14 protein-coding genes are annotated in these 19,822 nt (G+C 44.4%); 5 read left to right on the top strand and 9 right to left on the bottom strand.

All coding sequences use genetic code 11. The features are described from left to right. Positions 1-368: 368 nt before the first annotated feature. From Q0590_RS23845 to Q0590_RS23830, 4 genes are all read right to left on the bottom strand, one after another. Positions 369-1,496, bottom strand: a complete 1,128-nt coding sequence (locus Q0590_RS23845; RefSeq protein ID WP_302040130.1) for a mannonate dehydratase — start codon at positions 1,494-1,496, stop codon at positions 369-371. 172 nt (positions 1,497-1,668) lie between these two features. Beyond that, entirely contained in the window at positions 1,669-2,403 is a 735-nt protein-coding gene (locus Q0590_RS23840; RefSeq protein ID WP_302040129.1) for an SDR family oxidoreductase, read from the bottom strand. A 380-nt stretch (positions 2,404-2,783) separates the two neighbouring features. Then, entirely contained in the window at positions 2,784-3,032 is a 249-nt protein-coding gene (locus Q0590_RS23835) for a hypothetical protein (RefSeq protein ID WP_302040128.1), read from the bottom strand. Between the two features lie 35 nt (positions 3,033-3,067). After that, positions 3,068-3,586 carry a GreA/GreB family elongation factor gene (locus Q0590_RS23830; protein WP_302040127.1) on the bottom strand — a complete coding sequence of 173 codons (519 nt, stop codon included), beginning with the start codon at positions 3,584-3,586 and terminating at the stop codon, positions 3,068-3,070. A 186-nt stretch (positions 3,587-3,772) separates the two neighbouring features. Between Q0590_RS23830 and Q0590_RS23825 the strand changes: the two genes are divergently transcribed. From Q0590_RS23825 to Q0590_RS23805, 5 genes are all read left to right on the top strand, one after another. Beyond that, positions 3,773-5,296, top strand: coding sequence for an FAD/NAD(P)-binding protein (locus tag Q0590_RS23825; RefSeq protein ID WP_302040126.1), 1,524 nt, complete (start codon positions 3,773-3,775; stop codon positions 5,294-5,296). Next, a complete protein-coding gene (locus Q0590_RS23820; RefSeq protein WP_302040125.1) occupies positions 5,280-6,209 on the top strand; it encodes an AEC family transporter in 930 nt (309 codons plus the stop codon). The genes Q0590_RS23825 and Q0590_RS23820 overlap by 17 nt, the downstream gene beginning before the upstream one ends. 251 nt (positions 6,210-6,460) lie before the next feature. Next, positions 6,461-7,372 (top strand): bestrophin family protein, encoded by a 912-nt coding sequence (locus Q0590_RS23815; RefSeq protein ID WP_302040124.1) that lies wholly within the window; start codon positions 6,461-6,463, stop codon positions 7,370-7,372. A 28-nt stretch (positions 7,373-7,400) separates the two neighbouring features. Then, positions 7,401-8,039 (top strand): carbonic anhydrase, encoded by a 639-nt coding sequence (locus Q0590_RS23810; RefSeq protein ID WP_302040123.1) that lies wholly within the window; start codon positions 7,401-7,403, stop codon positions 8,037-8,039. Positions 8,040-8,144: 105 nt separating this feature from the next. Then, the gene (locus Q0590_RS23805; RefSeq protein ID WP_302040122.1) at positions 8,145-10,709 is read left to right on the top strand and encodes a cation-translocating P-type ATPase; all 2,565 of its coding nucleotides are present in this window, start codon (positions 8,145-8,147) and stop codon (positions 10,707-10,709) included. Positions 10,710-10,909: 200 nt separating this feature from the next. Here Q0590_RS23805 and Q0590_RS23800 read toward each other — a convergent pair whose 3' ends face one another. From Q0590_RS23800 to Q0590_RS23780, 5 genes are all read right to left on the bottom strand, one after another. Further along, the gene (locus tag Q0590_RS23800) at positions 10,910-14,473 is read right to left on the bottom strand and encodes a PVC-type heme-binding CxxCH protein (RefSeq protein WP_366970505.1); all 3,564 of its coding nucleotides are present in this window, start codon (positions 14,471-14,473) and stop codon (positions 10,910-10,912) included. A gap of 1 nt (position 14,474) precedes the next feature. Continuing rightward, entirely contained in the window at positions 14,475-15,719 is a 1,245-nt protein-coding gene (locus Q0590_RS23795) for a GDSL-type esterase/lipase family protein (protein ID WP_302040121.1), read from the bottom strand. A gap of 588 nt (positions 15,720-16,307) precedes the next feature. Continuing rightward, positions 16,308-16,664, bottom strand: coding sequence for a helix-turn-helix domain-containing protein (locus tag Q0590_RS23790; RefSeq protein ID WP_302040120.1), 357 nt, complete (start codon positions 16,662-16,664; stop codon positions 16,308-16,310). Beyond that, positions 16,661-16,993 carry a type II toxin-antitoxin system HigB family toxin gene (locus Q0590_RS23785; protein ID WP_302040119.1) on the bottom strand — a complete coding sequence of 111 codons (333 nt, stop codon included), beginning with the start codon at positions 16,991-16,993 and terminating at the stop codon, positions 16,661-16,663. The genes Q0590_RS23790 and Q0590_RS23785 overlap by 4 nt, the downstream gene beginning before the upstream one ends. A 352-nt stretch (positions 16,994-17,345) precedes the next feature. Further along, positions 17,346-19,754, bottom strand: coding sequence for a hypothetical protein (locus tag Q0590_RS23780; protein ID WP_302040118.1), 2,409 nt, complete (start codon positions 19,752-19,754; stop codon positions 17,346-17,348). Positions 19,755-19,822: the final 68 nt, after the last annotated feature.

The raw sequence follows: 19,822 nt of genomic DNA, 5'->3' as shown, positions 1-19,822 counted from the left end.
ACTATGTTTCTGCGCTCAAGGCTTACGCACACCCCGCTGTTTTTCCGGGCCAACGCACTTTCTAATAATTATTCTTAAAAGTTTAAACAGGTTCATATATAGAATGTAGAGAATACTTACTGGCAAAAGAAAACTGGTACTAAGGTTTCTGTACGGGTATAGTTGTTCGGAAAATAAACTAGCCGTCAGAAACCTTTCTTAGTTTTCCGGCGCCTGGTGTTGTACGAAAGTTACTGACTCACTGCTCACCAGTGCCAGGGTGATAAACTTGTTTAGGCTAATTTGTCTTACTTCTGACACACTAGTTATAGTCCTGTTTCAGCTAAGTGGAAGGTAGTTGTATTTCCGATCAAGCTGGAAATATAACATTACCTACTGCTTTTACTGACCCCTTCCATTAGTCCGCGCATATAGCCTATGGCAAACAAAGCCCCAATGGTGCTGTAACCAGGATGTTCATTGCTGTCGTCGGCCATGGTAGGCACATGGTCGGGGCGGATCGGCCCCCGGAAGCCAGTGTTGTAATACGTTTGCATGGCCCGGAACATATCCGTTTTGCCATCGTCATGGAAGGTTTCTTCAAAGTTATTTTTGTTGCCTCTAACATCGCGGAAGTGTACAAAATGAATTGCCTTCCGTTTGCCAAAATATTCGATGGCACCAATAATATCTTCGCCTTTATCTTTTTCGCCCATGGAGGCAAAACTTCCCTGGCATAAGGTAAGGCCGTTGCTGGAGCTAGGATACAAGTCTAACAGCCGTTTAAAGGCATTTACTGAAGTCATAATTCGGGGAATACCCCGGATCTGATCTACAGGTGGATCATCCGGGTGGAGGGCTAGTTTTATGCCTGTTCTTTCAGCTTCTGGGATAACGGCTTTCAGGAAGTATTCCAGGTTTTTCCACATACCCGCATGAGTCAAGGGTCCATATTCGGTAAACGGAGTTTGATCTTTTATGTCTTCCACATCAAATGCACTAACCAGTGCACCTCCGCGGCTAGGCCGGTCGAGTGTAGTACGGGCCCAGCTAATAACTGGCATCCAGTTATAACAAATGGTATCAATGCCTACTTTGGCCAGGTTCTTCATTAAGGTAATAAAATTCTCAATCTCCTGATCTCTGCCTAGCAATCCTAGTTTTGTTAACGTACCGAGAGAAGGGGGACCTTCCACCACCCGGAGTTGTAAGCCTTCTTTTTCCCAGGCTTCTTTCACGCCCCTGACGGCTTTTTCGTCCCAGGCAGGTATATTTTTCAGTCCGGCCATACCAGGGTTAATTCCTCCAACAGCCCCCAGGACATTCATTTGCCTGGCCAGTGCTACTCTCCTGGGTTCTATTCCCCAGAAGTACGCCAGACATAGCTGCATGCCGGCATCTTTCACCACTTCTCTGACAGAAGGAACGGACATGGCTTTTCGGGCATCTAGGCCACTGAGGGATAAAGCAGCTAAGGAACTGCTTTTCTTCAGAAAATCTCGTCGGGAATCTTTCATAAGTTAAGGCCTTTAAGAAGGTATAGTGACTGATAAGCAGTTGTTTTACCAGTATGGCCTAATATCCAATAAAATGCACAAAAAATCTATGTGCTGGGATGAAAATTATTTTCAGTATTGGTTCTGTTCCCAGTAAAGTAGAATCAAGTAGGAAGTATTAATGAGAGGAAGATTAGCCATTCATCCGTTTGAAAATTTCGTCCAGTTCCTGACGGCTTGCCAGCCGGTTTTTTTCAGAGGTGCCATAGCCTACTTCCTGTTCTCCATTGGCTAGGCGGTTCATAACAGAATCGGCAAATTCATTCACCGGAACACCAAAGGTATGCAAACCCGGGCCACCCAAATCAGTGTTAACAGCCGGAGGCACAATTTCAATCACTTCAATAGAAGTCTTGCTTAACTGATGCCGTAGCGATAAAGTAAAGGAGTGAAGCCCGGCTTTGGTGGCACTATACACCGGAGCAAATGCCCCGGGTGAAAAAGCCAAGCCCGAACTAACATTTATAATTGCCGAAGGATTTACCTTTTTCAGGTGAGGAATGAACAGGATACATAAATGAACAGGAGCTTCCAGGTTAATAAGTAACTCTTGCCGGTAATGTTCCCAGCCGGCTGTTCCTGCATCTAAATTTACCCGGTGCTGAATACCGGCATTGTTAACCAGTACATTTGTTTCTGGAAATTCGGTTTCTATCCATTCTAGTAATGCAACACGTTCATTGGCATTGGCTACATCACAGACCTTTGTATGTAGCGCAGGGAATTTTTGTTTGGCTTCCTGCAGTTTGTCTTGCCGCCTTCCGCAGATAATTACCTCACTTTTTGCCTTCAAAAAACGTTCGGCCAGAGCCAGGCCTATGCCTGAAGCACCACCGGTAATCAGCACTGTATTTCCAGATAAATTCATTGCTACCTAAGTTAAAAACTGTTTATATGCCGAAATAAGCCGCAAAGCAACTTCTCCAAACTCTCAAGCCGATACGGCGATACAGGAGTAAAGTTGTTTTTATGCAAGACAGGAGGTCGTGGAAGTTATGATCTGAGGCTTGGCGGATATTCTCATCCATCCGGTAAGCAGGTAATGGTAGGGCTGATGAGGGTAGCAGAAGGTGTGCCTAACCTGCTTGCCGTTCTTTAAGGAAGCCCGGCCACGATTCATGTCTATTCCTGATAGACAGATAGCAAATCGTTTGCTTTTGTGAGCAATTCACAGAAAAAAGAATACTAAGTTAACTCGAAGTTTACTGGATGAAAGTAGTGGGTTTTCTCTCATCAGGTATACAATTATTACTTCACAATAGACTCAATTGCCTGAGCTATAGCTTTTAGCAAGGCTGCGTCTATTTTGTGGGTAGAAATTACTTTTTCAGCATCTACAATAGCCCGGTAGTTGCGTTCTTCATCAGGTTCAAACTGAACAGGCGTGCCATTTACATCTACCTCGATTTTATGCGTGTAACCAGAGACAAGCAATCGGGAGGTAAAGTGCAGGTCTTGTCCTTTGTAGAGTACGGGAATTTCAAATGAATCGTCCATTAATAACGTATACTATATGAGTTTGCAAAGGTAGATTAAGAATAGCAAATATCAGCAATTTCCACAGTTTCGGTTACCGGCCCCATGCGCAGGGCTATATTCTGGCCTAAGGTAGCGCCCATGATACTTCTTGCCAGTGGCGAAACAAACGAGATACGACCATCGGGTACCGAGGCTTCATCTACTCCCACAATAGTGAACTGACGGATGGTGCCGGGTTTGCCTCCGGATTTGGTGCGTAAGGTTACCGTAACGCCAAAACGCACCTGGTCTGCTGATTCACTGAGGGGCTCTACCAGCCTGGCGCTTGCCAACCGCTCGGTGAGGGCACTCAAGCGGCCATTAATGATTAACAACTGCCTTCTCCGCTCGGGTTCATCCTGGCGGTTGGCTTCAATGGCGGTCCGTTCCATTTCTAACTGGCCTACTTCTGCCCGAAGCATTTGCAAGCCCTGCGGCGTTACATAATTGGGCGTACCTGGAGGCAGGGCAGCCCTTGGTGGAATAATAGGCGGTTCGCCGGAATCATCTTCTTTTACAAAAGCTCTGCTCATACGTTTCCTTAACGTAGCCGGTGGATGCAAGTTTCTTCTCCGGATGGATTGTTTCTTGTTGTTACAGCACTATTGATTTGCCGGGTTGCCTATTCGTTGAATGTAGGTTATTTCCTTTTTATCATCCGTTTCTAAACAAAACAACAAAGCCCGTAGTTGGAAGAAACATATGAATAGGCATTTTTAATGAAATCAACCACACTAGCTATCGTCGGAGGAGGGGCAAATGGTGTTGCTTCACTTGTCCACCTTGTATTAAAATTACTTATTGAACCGGCCCCTACGCCAGTTTCTATTACCCTGTTTGAAAAGAAAGAAGAGGTTGGCCCCGGCCTTGCCTATGATACCTCTCAGAAGGGCCATTTGCTGAACACCTCTGCTGGTTTAATGGGTATTTTTGCCTTCGAACCCATGCATTTTGTAGAGTGGCTTCAAACGCATAAAAGCAACGTGCAGCAACAATACCCGCAGGCTGTGATTCATCCGGATGCGTATTTGCCCCGCCAATTGTATGGCCAATACCTGAAAGATGTTGTCGCCGAATATACCCAGTTAGCCAGCCGGCATAACATCCAGGTAGAACTATGCCATGATGAAGTGGTGGATGCAGAAATACGGGAAGGGAAGGTGGATCTTTTTCTGAAATCCGGAGAGACACTTGAAACGGATGTAACCATTCTGGCAACTGGCACACCAAAACCCAATAACTTCCGGCATTTAGAAGCTTCACCTGCGTACGTTGATTTTCCCTGGCCCTCCAGCCGGCTGATCAGGGATATTCCTGCCGATGCGCCAGTAGCTATTCTGGGCACAAGTCTTACGGCTATCGACACGCTGATGACGTTTATGGATAACGGGCATACCGGCAAGCTCACCTTATATTCCAGACACGGATTGTTGCCCCGGATACAAACACCTTTTGATGTAGATTTTGAACGCAAAATCCTGACCATGGAAAACATCCGCAAAATAATCCGGGAGCAAAAACGTACCCTGCGGGCTAAAGACTTGATCCGTTTGTTCCGGGCAGAAGCTGAACGGGTAATGGGCAAACAAACAGACTGGAAAAAGTTTGACAGAATAGGCAAGGACCCGCTGGCATTACTCAAATACGATCTGGAAGTAGCCTTGGAAGGAAAAAGTGAATTTCAGAATATCCTTTACGCTACACGGTACCTTTCTTTTGAAATATGGAAATTGTTGCCTACCGATCAGAAAATTCTGTTCTCCAAATGGGTTGGTCATTACTTCGACATTAACAGGCATTGTATACCTCCGGAAAATGGCCGTAAACTAATCAGGCTGCTGGAATCCGGGCAACTTACGGTAAAAGGCCATTCAGAAAAAGTAGAGTGGGAGGCTAAAGAACAACTGTTCCAGCTGAGAATGGCTAATGGAAAGACTGATAAAGTGCCTTATCTCGTGAATGCAACTGGTACCGCACGGGATATTACCTATATGCGTATTCCCTTGCTGGAGCAACTGTTGAAGAAAAACCTGCTTATTCCATATAAGCCAGGAGGCATACGGGCCGATACTTATACCTTACAAGTACACGTACCCGGACATCCGGATGCGCCTTTGTATGGAACCGGGCAGTTGCTGGTAGGCGAACTTTTCGACACCAATGCAGTATGGTTCAATGTAACCTGTATTGACCGGATGGCCAGTGCTATAACTAACCGGATATGCCATGGACGTACTAGGTAAACTGTTTTCTCATGTACTGCCTCTCTATCTGTTTATTGCAGCCGGTTATGCAGCCAGCCGGTGGTTCGGCTTAAAGAGTAAGCCGGTCTCTAAAATTCTGCTGTATTTTTTAATTCCGGTAGTCATTTTCGATAACCTGGCAAAGGCAGAATTGTCTCAACTGCTGACTGTTTCACTGATGGTGTTTGTGCTAGGCTTGCTCATGAACCTGCCTGCCTGGATCACTCACCGGTATGTGGCAAAGGATATGAATAAATATTTGTTATTCTGTTCGTATTCGTATTTCAACATTGGCTGGTTTGGTATTCCGGTGGTATTGGCTCTGTTCGGCGAACAACAGATGCCGCTGATTATCAGTGCGTATATGGGTAATGTGTTTTATGGAGATACCATAGGCTACTATCTGGTTTCCCGCAGTAAAGATTTGCCGATTAAAAAAGCCGTACTGAATGTAGTGAAAATACCCGCCGTATATGCCTCTGTTGCAGCCATTGTTGCCAATGCACTGGGGTTCAAGGTTCCGGAATCTCTGGCTCCTGTTATGGAAGGACTGAGCTGGATACTATCGGCCCTGGGGATGGTGATCATAGGCATCGGGCTAACTTCCGTAAACCTGAAAAAAGTAGCGTATAAGAAATTCAGTAAACTATTGGGTATCCGCTATGTGGCGGCTGCTTTGCTGATGGGTGGGCTGGTTTTGCTGGAAATGGCGGTTATGGGACAGCTCAAGCCCGATGAACAAAAATTGCTTTTGCTGATTCCGGCTTTTCCTATTGCGGCTAACCTGGTAGTGTTTGCTTCTTTCCTGGAAACAGAATCGGAGAATGCTTCGCTGCTGGTGTCCTTATCTTCCATTATATCCTTGCTTCTGGTACCTATTGTGTGTGTAATCTTATTTGGAGGGAGTATGTAGAGAACCTGCTTTAGTAGTTTAGTTACTTACATGCTCCCTATACTTACTCCAAAGTTGTACAACGGAAAGCCCTTCTAACCAGAGGGCTTTTTTGTTTTCTACTTGCTGACCAGAGGCTAATCCCCATTCCTTCCTGAAAGGTAAATAGCCGGAATTATCCAGATAACTTGATTGAGTTAGAAATTTGATTCATATTGTTGGTATACTATTACGGTTTTACTTGACTTGAGAAAGGCACCTTACTATTACCCATGTTAATTACTCAGAATTTAAGCTTAGTACGGATTCTGCGGTCCACCTGGAAAGTAGACCTAATGATGATTTTCACCTGTGTAGCTACCTATTATCTGCATGAATACATTGTGTCGAGAGCCATACAGATACCTGCTACCCTGGCAACTTTGTTAGGTACAGCCATTGCCTTTTTTGTAGGTTTTAATAATAATCAGGCATACAGCCGGTGGTGGGAAGCCAGAACCATCTGGGGAGCCATTGTAAATGATAGCCGCAGCTGGACCCGCAATATTTTGTATTATACGGTTCCCGGGGAGTTAACCATTGATGAATTAGCGGCTTTAAAAAAACGAATAATTTTCCGGCAGATAGCTTTTATATATGCCTTAAAAGAGAGTTTGCGGAGAAATGCGGAGGGATATTATAAGCAATTCCTGAGTGAAACAGACCTGGAACAAGTAAATAAAGAAAGCAATACGGCCAATGCCATTTTATCCCTGCATGCCATTGACCTGCAACAATTATCGCAAGCGCATGCCATTGATGAGTTCCGGTTTGTACAATTCAATACATTGATTAGTGCCTTAACAGACCATATGGGCAGAAGCGAACGTATCCGGAATACGGTTTTCCCTACCTCATATATCTATTTTACCAGGCTGTTTATCTGGGCTTTTGTTATCTTTCTTACCTTAATTCTGGCCGATGCCGTGGGCGGATGGTCCATCGTAATCGGATGGATTATTGGCTTTATTTTCCATGTAACGCACCAGAATGGCATGGGGCTGATGGACCCGTTTGATGAAATTTCCACTGGTATTCCGCTTAACCAGATTTGCCGGACGATTGAGATTAACCTGTTACAAATGCTGGGTGAAAAAGACATTCCACCTCCTGTTCAACCCATTAATCAAGAGTATTACTTGTAATGCATACACCATATACTAAACTATTGCTATGACTACCTACGAAGAAATATTTGAAAATAACCGCAAATGGATTGCACAAAAAACCGGCACGGATAAAGACTTTTTTGCTCAATTAGCTAAAGAGCAAAACCCGGATTATTTATACATTGGTTGCAGCGACAGCCGGGTAACCGCCGAAGAATTGATGGGCGTAGGCCCTGGCGAAGTGTTTGTGCACCGCAATATTGCCAATCTGGTAAACAGTGTAGATCTGAGTGTGATGTCGGTGATCAACTATGCTATCAGACATCTGAAAGTAAAGCAAGTTATCGTTTGCGGACATTATAACTGCGGAGGCATTAAAGCCGCCATGATTGCCAAAGATATGGGCATCCTGAATCCCTGGTTACGCAACATCCGGGATGTTTACCGCATTCACAAAACAGAACTCCAGGCGATAGCCGACGTAGAGAAACGCTACGACCGATTAGCCGAGCTCAATGTGCAGGAGCAATGTATCAACATCATCAAGACGGCAGCCCTGCAACAAAGTTATCTGGCCGAAGGGTATCCGCAGGTACACGGCTGGGTGTTTGACATCAGGACAGGGCGGATAGTAGATTTAAACATTGACTTTGAACATATTCTTAAAGACATAAAAGATATTTATAACCTGACCGATTCATAAAGGTTTAGCAGACAGTCTTTTTTGTCACAGCGGTTATTTAAAGTAATTCTATGGATGGCATAAAGTCAGCCATTCTCATTTCACTACACCTAATTGCCTACACATATGGATACATGGTATCAGCTACCGGCTGAGGAAGTTGTTAAGAAATTGCAATCTTCTACCTCAGGGCTAAAAAAAGAATTAATTCCTTCACTGCAACAACAGCATGGAAAAAATACCTTAAAAGAGGCCAAGCAGAAAAGTAAATTAGCCATCCTGTTTGCCCAGTTTAAAGATGTAATGATTGTTATTCTGATTATAGCAGCCATAATCTCCTTTGTGGTAGGGGAGCATACGGATGCCTATGTCATTCTGGCCATCATCATTGGAAATGCCTGGATAGGCTATGCGCAGGAAAATAATGCAGAAGAATCTATGCGGATGCTCCAGCAGATGGCAGCACAATATGCCCTCGTGATCCGGGATAATAATCCTACTAAAATTGAAGCAAAAGAACTGGTGCCTGGGGATGTTATCCTCCTGGAAGCAGGAGATATTGTACCGGCCGATGCCAGGTTATTGGAGGTTAGTGCACTTAAAACGGAAGAGGCCGCCTTAACCGGGGAGAGCCATTCGGTAGAAAAAATAACCGATGCTATTGCAAAAGAACAACTGGGCCCTGGCGACCAGCTGAATATGGTCTTTAAAGGAACAATCATCAGCAACGGATCGGCCAAAGCCATTGTTACGTCTACAGGCATGCATACGGAAATTGGCAAGATTGCCGGATTGCTGGAAGTAGGCGAACAACAAACACCGCTGCAAAAACGCCTGGCCGTTTTCAGCAAGCAGCTTGCCGTAATCGTAGTAATTATATGTGCCATAGTGTTTGGTTTTGGCTTGTGGCGGGGCGAACCGGCTTTCCTGATGTTCCTGACGGCTCTTTCTTTAGCAGTGGCTGCCTTGCCTGAAGCCTTGCCTGCGGTAATCACCATCGCCCTTGCCAATGGTGCGCGGAGAATGGTGAAACAGAAAGCCTTAATCAGGGTGTTACCTGCTGTGGAAACCTTAGGCTCTGTTACCTACATCTGTAGCGACAAAACCGGTACGCTCACCCAAAACATCATGACGGTAGAGAAGTTCCGGGCTGTTCCGGAACGGGATGAGTTGTTACAACAAGCCATGCTCCTGAACAATGAAGTACGGTTTTCAGAGGATGGCACTATCCTGGGCGATTCTACAGAAACTGCTCTGGTTACCTATGCGCTGGAGAAAGGCCATACGAAACAAGAAGCAGAACAGCAATTACCACTGGTTGACAAATTACCTTTCGATTCAGTACGCATGCGTATGAGCACCCTGCATCAGGCTCAGGATAAATGGATATTGTTTGTGAAGGGTGCCCCGGCCAGAGTAGTGGAAGTATTAGCCGGTAAATACAAAGACCAGGTTCCCAAATGGCTGGATGTAAACCGGGCCTGGGCAGCAGATGGGTTGCGGGTATTATTCTTTGCCTACAAGGAGTTTGAACAGAAACCTGCCGTTATTACGGAAGAAATAGAGAAAGACCTGGATTTTCTGGGAATGGCCGCCATGATTGATCCGCCCAGAGAAGAAGTGATAGAAGCCATAAAGGAATGCAAAACCGCAGGTATTAAAACCGTTATGATTACCGGTGATCAACCCCTGACGGCCTATGCTATTGCTGAACGATTGCAAATGGTAAAGGAAGGTTCCAAAAATACCAGAACCGGTGCCGATCTGGCCAAACTAACCGAAGAAGAATTCAGCCGCGAAGTAAAAAATATTTTTGTCTATGCCAGGGTATCTCCGGAGCAAAAATTAAACATAGTAAAAGCATTGCAAAACAATGGCGAATTTGTAGCCATGACCGGTGATGGTGTGAATGATGCCCCTTCGCTGAAGCAGGCAGATATCGGCGTAGCCATGGGGATTACCGGTACGGATGTATCCAAAGAAGCCGCCGACATGATCTTGCTTGACGATAATTTTGCCACCATTGTTAAAGCCGTAAAAGAGGGCAGGCGCATTTATGAGAACATCAGAAAATTCATTTTATACGTACTGGCCTGTAATCTGGCGGAAATTTTAACTATTTTCTTTGCACCGCTGTTTGGCCTGGCTATTCCTTTGCTTCCCATTCATATTCTCTGGATCAACCTGGTAACAGATGGCTTACCTGGCCTTGCCCTTACGGCAGAGCCCGCAGAAAAAGATATTATGCAACTGCCTCCCAGGCCCCCGAAAGAAAATCTGTTTGCCGGTGGCTTAATTCCTAAAATCCTATTCACTGGCGTATTAATGGCGGTTGCCGTTATTTTAACTCAGGCATGGGCTGCCAACCAGGGATATGTGGTGCAAACGCAGCAAACAATTGTTTTTACCCTGCTTTGTTTCATTCAGTTAGGGAATGCCCTTTCCGTTCGGTCTGCGTATCATACCATGTTCAGTTCAAAGCTATTTGCCAACATCGGTATGTGGGGAGCCATTGTACTGACGGTAGTGCTACAACTCATTATTGTGTATCTGCCTTTTACAGAATCTGTATTTAAAACGAATGCCTTGGACTGGAATGCCATGCGGATGATTTTAGCTGTTACTGGTTTGTGTATCCTGGGTATTGAGCTCATAAAATTATTAACCAACCGGATGTTTAGGAAGAAGTAATAACCCGCTTATACTATCGATAAATGAAGTTATTATATGATTAAAGGTCGTACAATGAGTTTCGATTATGGGGGTAAACTCCTTCATCATTGGCTATTCCTTGCTCAATATACTTCGGTTATTTGCTAAATAACCTCTTTTACCAAAACATGGAAACACCAGATTAGCTTTCTTTCAACACGTTTTACGTTTATCATTCTTTATTGCCCCATAACTAACCTGGTTTGAGCCCCTGAACCTGCAGCCTCTTGTAATTGAATACCAAGCGGTCCTTTAGGTCGTATGTTCCGGTCTAACACCAGGGTGATTTGGTGGATGCCTTGTGGTAATTCTGTACGTACGCCCTGGTCGGTGAGTGTAAGGGGCTGTTGACCTACCCAGGCTGTGATTCCGGCAATTGAATTAATCAGCAAATGTACCTGACCTTTGTTCAGCACCTCAATCTCAAAGCTGGCTACACTGTATTTTTTATTCGTTGACACCTCCAGTACAGGTAATTCTTCGATGGGTAAGTTTCCGGCTACGTTGCTATACGCTGGAGTTGAAGGGATTCTGGCTGCTTGTTTAACCACATAGGCTACTCCTTCATCATTTGTCTTTTCAGCAAGTTCTTTACTGGCTGCAATAGTTGTCCATCTTCTAACAAAACGTGTATTGGGCACCCGGTAATCTCCCGGCTCACCAAGCCTGGACAGAAAACCAATCAGATTAACAAACTCTTCCTTTTCTAATCCGGCCGTTAACCCGGCGGGCATCAAAGAACCTGGTATTTTTTCGAGAGCCGTAATCTGGCTTTTAGGAATGGTAATCCGTTTTCCTGCTGCATCCCGCATTACGATTTCTGAGTTGCCATTGCTTACCAGGTATCCCATTAGTTGACTGCCGTCTTTTTTAGCAACCCGCTGTAATTCATAGCCTTCCTTAATTGAATTAGAAGGAAAAAGGATGGAGTTAATAATTGTTTCGACTGGTGAACTGGTACCAAGGCTGCTCAGGTCAGGGCCTATCAGACCGCCGGCCCCTCCAATAGCATGGCAGCTTACACAATTACTTTTCCGGAACATTGCTTCGCCTAAGGCATAGTTAGCCCCACCGCGTATGTCAATGGCCAGCCGGTTAATTTCCTGGCTACTCAATTGTTGAGGCATCCGTTCTGCCGGAAGAAAGCCCCCGGATGCTTCTAAGGCCTGTATCATTTTTTGTACATCTTCATTCTTATGCCTTCCCCAGGGTATTTGCTGTTGAAAAACCGGCCTCACAGCTTTCGCAACATTTGTGGGAATCTTTTTGGCGATCAGTTCTTCCGCGAGTAGTTGAGTTCCCTGCGGATGAGCTAAAAAAGCCCTGAAAAGTTCAGCAGACTCTGTTTCTGCCGGCATCGTACGTAACAGCTCTGCCGTTATACGTGCCGCTTCCGGGACATTTAACGGTACCAGTTGAGCAGCAGCTAGAAGCCTTAAATCTACAGACTGTTTACTACTAGCCAGTCCGATCAATAACTTTTCTGCCTTGGTCTTGTCCAGACTCACCAATGCAGCTAAGATAGCCCGTTGGACGTTTCTATCTTTCTTAGGAAGCAGGCTAATCAACTGTTCCCGCATTTCTTCCAGATGCCAATACCCGGTTAAATGTAAGGCATGAATTACGGTAGTTTCGTCATCACTGCCGATAAACCTGGCTATCCTATGTAAGTCTTTATCTGGTCTGACATCCCTCTGGCGGGCTGCTTCTACTAAAGTACCTAGCAAGGCAGGAACCTGTTTGTTTTGGTTGGCATACCCTGTAACAGCCATATCAAAAAGAGTATTTAGCTGAGCTGTCTTTCCCCACTTGGCAAGGGAATGAAGTACATCAGGTTGATATTCTTCCGGAATTTCATTGCTCTCATACAGCTTTAAAAGCGGGCTAATTACTTCCGGATTGTTCATGGATTTAAGGGCAAAAGCTGTCTGGCGGGCGTTACCTAAAAAAGCCGGTTCAGTTTTCAACCGATCCATCACCAACGGTTCCAGTTCGCGCAGGGTGTACCACAACGAGTACTCTAAAAACTCATCCATTGGATAATCTAATACTGTTAACGCGGTCCGTGCCGACTCAGGCGTTTTCACAAGGCGGAGGGCAATCACTGCTTCCAGACGTACTTGAGGATGGGTATCTTTTACAGCCTTTGCCAGCAAAGAGGGTACATTTTTAATCTTGGTATGCCAAAGCTGTAAGGCTCTGAGACCGGCGGCCCTCGCCTGGTGGCGTTGGGCAGTTAACAAGCTTAGCAGCAAAGGCTCGTTTACCACATCCAGCGATTGATGTACCCAAAGGGCTTCCAGTAAATGATGCTCATAATCGGCACTTTTCTTATCCAGATTACTTATCCACTTTTCCAGGGCAGGCATTACTTCTTTCGTGCCGCGTTCCTTCAATAGTTGTCTGGCCTGAGCGCGTGTCCAATCTTCCGGGAATGTCAATGCTTCCAATAGTTCTTCTCCCGGTGCGTTACTTAGCTGTGGCTTCTTAACCAATGGCCGGTCCTTGGCTACAATCCGCCAGATACGGCCATGCTGCTGATCGCGGCGCGGGTCATGAAAATCTACTTCTCCATGTTGAATAATGGGATTGTACCAGTCCGCTACATAAACGGCTCCATCGGGTCCTACCAACACATCTACGGGGCGGAAAGCCACATGGTCGGTCCATAATACGTCCTCAGCTTGCTTAGAGGCATACCCGCTGCCTTGTTGCTCCAGCGTAAAGCGGTTGATCCGGTTTGCCCTAAAATCGTTGGTGAGTAAACTTCCCTGCCACGAATCTGGCAGGTGGCGCCCGGAGACCATTTCCAGTCCACTATGTTTGGGTTGCCCTGGATTTAAGCCTCTGATGATCCGTTCAGCTCCTGGGGAGGTTACAAAAGTTGCTCCGGGAAAAGCATAATTTATTCCTTCGTTGCCTGCTCCATCCGTGAGAAAGGATTGCCCCCAGCGGTCAAACTGTAGTCCCCAGGGATTAATTAATCCTTTGGCATAAATGGTTAAATCCAGTGTTTTGGGCTGCAATTGCCAAACGCCGCCCCCTTCCAGCCTTTTTACACCGGAGGGTGTTTCTACATGGCTGTAAATGTAAATGGATTGGTTAAAATACAGATGCCCTTCCGGCCCCCAACGGAATGTGTGAATGAGATGATGGGTATCGGCTGTACCAAACCCAGTTAATATAACTCGTTTCTTGTCGGCTTTTCCATCTCCATCGGTATCTGAAAAATGTAAAATTTCCGTGGAGTTGGCCACATAAACGCCGCCATCACCGGGTAGTATACCAGTAGGCGTGAGCAAACCTTCAGCAAAAATGGTTGATTTATCTGCTTTTCCATCTCCATCGGTATCTTCGAGTACATAAATCTTATCATTGGCCTGCTCCCCGGTCTTCAGATGCGGATAGGCTGTGCTGCTTACTACCCATAACCGGCCGTCTGCATCCCAGTTCATCTGAATAGGTTTTACTACCATCGGTTCAGCAGCAAACAGCGTTACCTCAAATCCTTCCGCTACATGAAAAGATGCCAGTTCATCTGCCGGATCTGGGTTGTCTTTCCGGTTATCCTGGGTTATCATGGAAGTGAAAAGTATGCTACTGGTGATGAAAAGGATTCTGCTGTAAATTTTTACAAGCAAGCCGGAAGTGAATTTTCTGGCAATATACCCTCTGTTGGGTTCTATGCCTGAAATAATGAACCCAGACTGGGTTGCAGGTTTACTATGTTTATTTTCTTTCATGCTAGTTAACGCGGGTAAGTTCATAAACGCTCGTCTTTGGCATACGCTTGATGGCGATTTGTCCTTCGAGCCAGGTAATAAGAATCTGTAATTCCTCCAGTCCTTTTGTATGCCTGCCTTGTTCGTGAGAGCGGAATCCAAGAATATAGGTTTTATTCTGCGGCCGGTACTGATGGAAAAATAATTCATTCTTTTTGACAATCAACTCCTGTAGCTGCTTTGCCTGATCAAAGGCTGTCCCTTGTTTGATTTCTACCCCTGCTGCCCATTGACTGGCAGAAGCAGTAGCTGCCTGGCTATTGTCTATGGAAAGTGTGTATATACCTTTTTTTAGTCCCTTAACTGTTACTGTTTGCGTATTTGCTTTTGGTATATCCACGGGTTGAGGCAAGGGGAGGGGGAGGTAGTTTTCGTCAATAGAAAATTGGATATGGTCATTGTTTTTGTTCCACTCCAGAACTTTACTTTTCAATTTTCCCTCTACCGTTTTCCTAGAAGCATCCAGATACACGGATGCATTTGGTGACACTAAGCCAAGTTCTTTCTCAATAGTAGCGGCTAAATAATAATAGCCATTTTCATTCAGGTGAAAGCCATTGTCTGATAATGCCACTGTTTTGCTTTGCTCCAGTAGGGGATGGAAAATATCAATAAAAGGTTTGCCCCGATCTGTGGCTGTTTTAGCAATAGCCGAAGTATACATTTCTAAGATGACATTTCGGCTACCCAGATCCTGGCCAGAGGCTGTGGGCATAACTGGCTGCGGCGACAACAGAATAGTTCTGGCACCCAGCTGGTCTATTTTATCAATAAGTTTATTCAACCCTTCGCTAAAATGGGCAATGCCTTGCTCGCCTTCCTCGGATTCAATAGCTCCATACCCGATAATAACAACTGTAGGTTGGGCTTTGGTTAGTTGTTCAAGCAATAAATGGTAGCCGCTAGGAGGGGAGATATACTTGCGGGCATCGCCCCAAACAGTATCTCCCGACCATCCGAGGTTACGGAAAGTTATATTCCGGTCTGGCCACCTAGTGGTTAACACTAACTCCAGGTACCCATATTGCAGGTCATTTTCAAAAAGTGAGTTTCCTAAAAAAACTACTCTGTCATTCGTAGTCAGCTCAAAGGGTGTAGTGGGTGCTTGACTGCTGACCCGTGATACAGGTTGCGTAAGGGCTGATTTGTAAGGCAGATCAAAAAATAACAGTACTATATAACCAAGTGTAATGGCTATCTTTTTCATGAATATGGTTTTATACTAGGTGCAAGAAGAAAACAGTACGGAAAAAGGCACTTATAAAAAGCAGGGCCAATTAACAAGAAATTTAACAAAAATTAGCAAAATACTTCTATACTGAACATGCCTATACCCGAAAAATTACTACTGTTTGCTTCATTAACTTTTATGGTTACTGAAATTGATAGGGTAGCCAGATGGCAGGCGTCCTATAGAGGTTTGTTGGTAAAAGGTGATTGTTGAGAAGGTTATTAGATATTTGGTGATTGCCTGGGTTTGTGGGTTTCTCTACTTTTCTGCAAGAAATCTATGATCGGATCTGGCAGGGTTCAGCCTAGGAAAAGCATGGTGAAAGAAATAAAAAATCAATATGGAAAGCAGAAAATAGTTGTACCATTACCTGCAGTACTTTTAAAGGAATTTTATGCAGCAGGAGAATACTGAAGACTTGAATAATGTAGTTACATGAAACTAAATATTCGAAACTAAACTATAGGCGGCTAGTGAGTGAAAAGTACGGGTTGAATAGTTAGATACTACCAAAAAAAAGACCCAGGTATGGCTGGGGCTTTTCATTTTTTTAAAATGGAACGCTCAAAGAAGGGCTTCCACAGGTATATGCAAATAGGTAGAGAGGGCTTTAATCATCTGAGGAGTCAGCGTTTTTTTGCCGCTCATAATTTGATGGGCTATATCTTCTCCACCCAGGTAATTGGCTATGTCTTGGAGAGTTAAGCCCCGTTGTGTCATCACAAACTTTATTACTTCCACTGGCTCTACATCTGGTAGCCAAAGGTTTTTCCGTTGGTAATTATCTACCAAGAGTAGTAACAGTTCAAGTTCATAGCCCTCCGTAGTTCCTGGGCTTGCATTAAATAGTTGGTTAATGCGTGTTACTACTGCATCATAATCCGTTTTATTTTTTATGACACGTAAAGCAATAGTGGTCATGAGGTAGTCTTATCAAGGGGTTCGAGCTTTTTAAGATACGAACTACTTGACAATATTTCTGAAAGTTTTCCATAAGACTCAAAAAATTGCACATGAACCGCCCCAAATTGAGGATTAATTTTAACAATCAGGTGGTACTGGTTAGCAATGTCAATGATGATTCTTCCATCTTTTAGTATTTCGGCTTCAGGAAAAATTTGTTTGACGGCTGAGGGTGTTTGCCAGTGTGCGGCATAGGCGATTTTATAAAATGCATCAAGTGTATGTAAGATAGATTCTGGGTACTCATTCTTTTTTGCTATCTTCTCTCTGTTTGGGAATACAATCATTTTTTAGTTAAGGGCAAAAATTTGTTTTAACTTCATGTTACTTGTTGTTAAAAGCTTGATAATCAATTAACGGGTGTAGCTCATGATTTGTTATAGTCAGTAAAAATAATTATCATCATTTACGGTTTTGCGTGCGTATTCTGTAAGCTTTTCTATTTCCTGCTTGTATCGCGCTCCAGGTAGTAAACTTCCAGAACTGTAAGTAAATAATTACTCTCTATATTACAAAATTTTACGTTTTCTTCATATTTTGTAATTTTTGTAATGTATGCATAGCAGCATTTTTCCCTGCATACTCATACCAGGAATACGGGTTGCTGACTTGCTAGCTGAAGCTTTTTCTACGCATTTGCTACTCACCTAGAACCTCAAAGGTGAACGTATGGCTGGCAACTTCTCCATTTCTTGTAATTCCCTGTATAACGCCTATAAATTTCCCTGTCTGGTCAGAGGTATAAAAGCTCAGTTGCTTTTTTCCGCTTGCACCTGTGTTACATTCAGGAGACCATACTAATACATTCCGCAGATCTGGTAAGCGGCTTTTTTGTTGGCTTTCGTGTTCATATGCAGGCTGGTAAAACTCCCGTTTCTGTTGAAGCCCATCATAGTCTACTATCAATGCATGCGGGTCAAGTTCGTACCCAGACAAGTTATGGGTATAGGTGGTAAAGCTGAGTATCCCTTCGGCAATTAACGGGCCCCAGAAGTACCTCCGTGGGATCACCTCCAGTTTTTCAATTTTACGTGGGTCCATTGCAAAGAATTTATCAGTATTAATTACCGGAAGGCCATCCAGTAAAACCAGTGGATCTTTTGTAAAGAACGTTTCATTTGAGCGGTCTACCACCTGGAAGTGTAATTTCCCCTGCCTCTTTCTGACTCCTGCTTCCTGTACATATTCCCTGATTACTTCTTCCATGGTAGGGAAGCGGGTAAAATCATCCAGCCGGTAGGTTTTCTCAGGTGTATGGTAAAAAGGTGTGCTATCTACTGGTGGGTAACTAAACTCGTTCCCCTTATTAGCTGCAAAAATGTGTTGTACCTGCATGGCTACGCTCTGGTCGGCAAGTAACCCCAGGTGCAGGGGAGAAGGCAAAAACTCCGGAAAAGCCCTGGTAGAAAACTGGCTGGAAAATGGGCTGTCTATCGTGATATGCAGTATGCTGTCTTGCTGTGATTGGGTTTGGAGCACTAGCTTATTTTCTCCATATAGGTCTTTGGTGTTAAATACAAGCTTTCCATTCTGGTCACTAATGGCCCCGTATAGCTGAATCCGCTTGCCGGGGATAGAAAGATAGGTAGTAGCACTGGCAGGCAAACCAGTACGCTTATCAGTTATGCTGCCGGATATGATGTGTCCTTCATGCTCCGGCACAAAATCAAAAGAAGGGGTATTGTTCTGCAGGATTTCTTCCCAGCGGAACCTGCGCCATCCCTGGGTTAGCATCAGATTGTCGAGGGCTTGTTCTGCTTCCTCATTAGAATGTGAAAAATAGTAATCCGGATGTTCTATGGTTCCTGTCAAATCAGAGCCCAGCCATACATACCTTTGAATAGTAGAAGGCTCCGGTTGCTGCAAGGAATCTAGCCTGAATACAGACAAGGACATAGTTGTACTTTCCGGCTTGCGACCGGAGGTGCTGGTCAGGATATCTACAATTACTTTCTGGCGTATATGGTATTGGGGTTGGTTGGTGCTTGCCTCTATCAGCAGTTTTTGTTCAGGAAGTTTACAATATAAGCGTTCACACAGGGCAATCCCGTTTTTATCAAAAATAGTAATATGCGAAATTCCTTCTCCTAGCTTGCTTTTATCTATCCTGAACAGGGCTTTTCCTTCCCGAAGGTTTTGAGCTTGCGCTACCTGTATCACTTGCCTGGTGTGTGCCAGAAGATAAACGGGTGAGTTGCCTGCCGCCGGAACATTCGACCAGACAGAAATACTGATGGTGTTTGCATCTGTATTTTCCAAGGTTAGTACATACCCCTGCGAATACACGTCGGGTAGGGCACCGCGTATTGTTTTTCCATCATTGGTTTGAAGCTGAACGTTGTAGTCATCACCCGGCTCTGGCTTCAAAAAGAAATAGCCCATTCCAAATTTGAACGGCTCCACCTGTGCCAGTGTATCATTGTTCTGATTCAGAATGACACCCTTGCCTTCCACGCCCTGGCCAAACTGGTCTGTTATTTTAAAGGCCACTTTGCTCTGAATGCCTTCTACCAGATTGCCTCCCTCCGGAAAAAAATGAATACTGTATACTGGCAGGCGTTTAGCACTGTTTATATCCAGATTGACTAGGGAATTTACGATGGTTATGTTTTTTTCGAAGTGAAACTCTGGACTGAAGTTTTTCATCCATCTGGTGTATGCCCGTATTTTATACTTGCCCGACGTAAGTGTAAAAGGAAGAGACAATGATCCATGACCAGTGCCAAGGCTAAGAGAGATTTTGGCTTGCCCTACCGGTTTATGTGATTCACTAATAATCTCCAGGTAGGCTACTTTCGTGAGAACAACAGGCTTATGAGAAGCAGCATCCATACAGTATATTTTGAACCAGATAATTTCTCCAGCCACATAAAAATCCTTATCAGTGTGCACAAATATTTTTTCCTGGGAGGTTGTTTTGGTATAGCTCTCAAAGGAACTCACGATATTAGCCAGCCGGGCCTCCTGGCTGTAGCCATCAACATAGCTGCTTAGTAGAAATAGTGATCCGGAAAGCAGAATTTTTAAAGAATTAAACAAGCAGTTCATGAGAACAAATGATGGCTACTGACTTTGTTGTTAAATTAATAGATATCCTTTTAAAAGGCTTGTATCTA

Origin of the sequence: Rhodocytophaga aerolata, from assembly GCF_030503435.1 — a bacterium.
Taxonomy (GTDB): Bacteria; Bacteroidota; Bacteroidia; order Cytophagales; family 172606-1; genus Rhodocytophaga; species Rhodocytophaga aerolata.
Note: the sequence above shows the minus strand (reverse complement) of the source record. Positions and strands in the feature narration are given on the sequence as shown.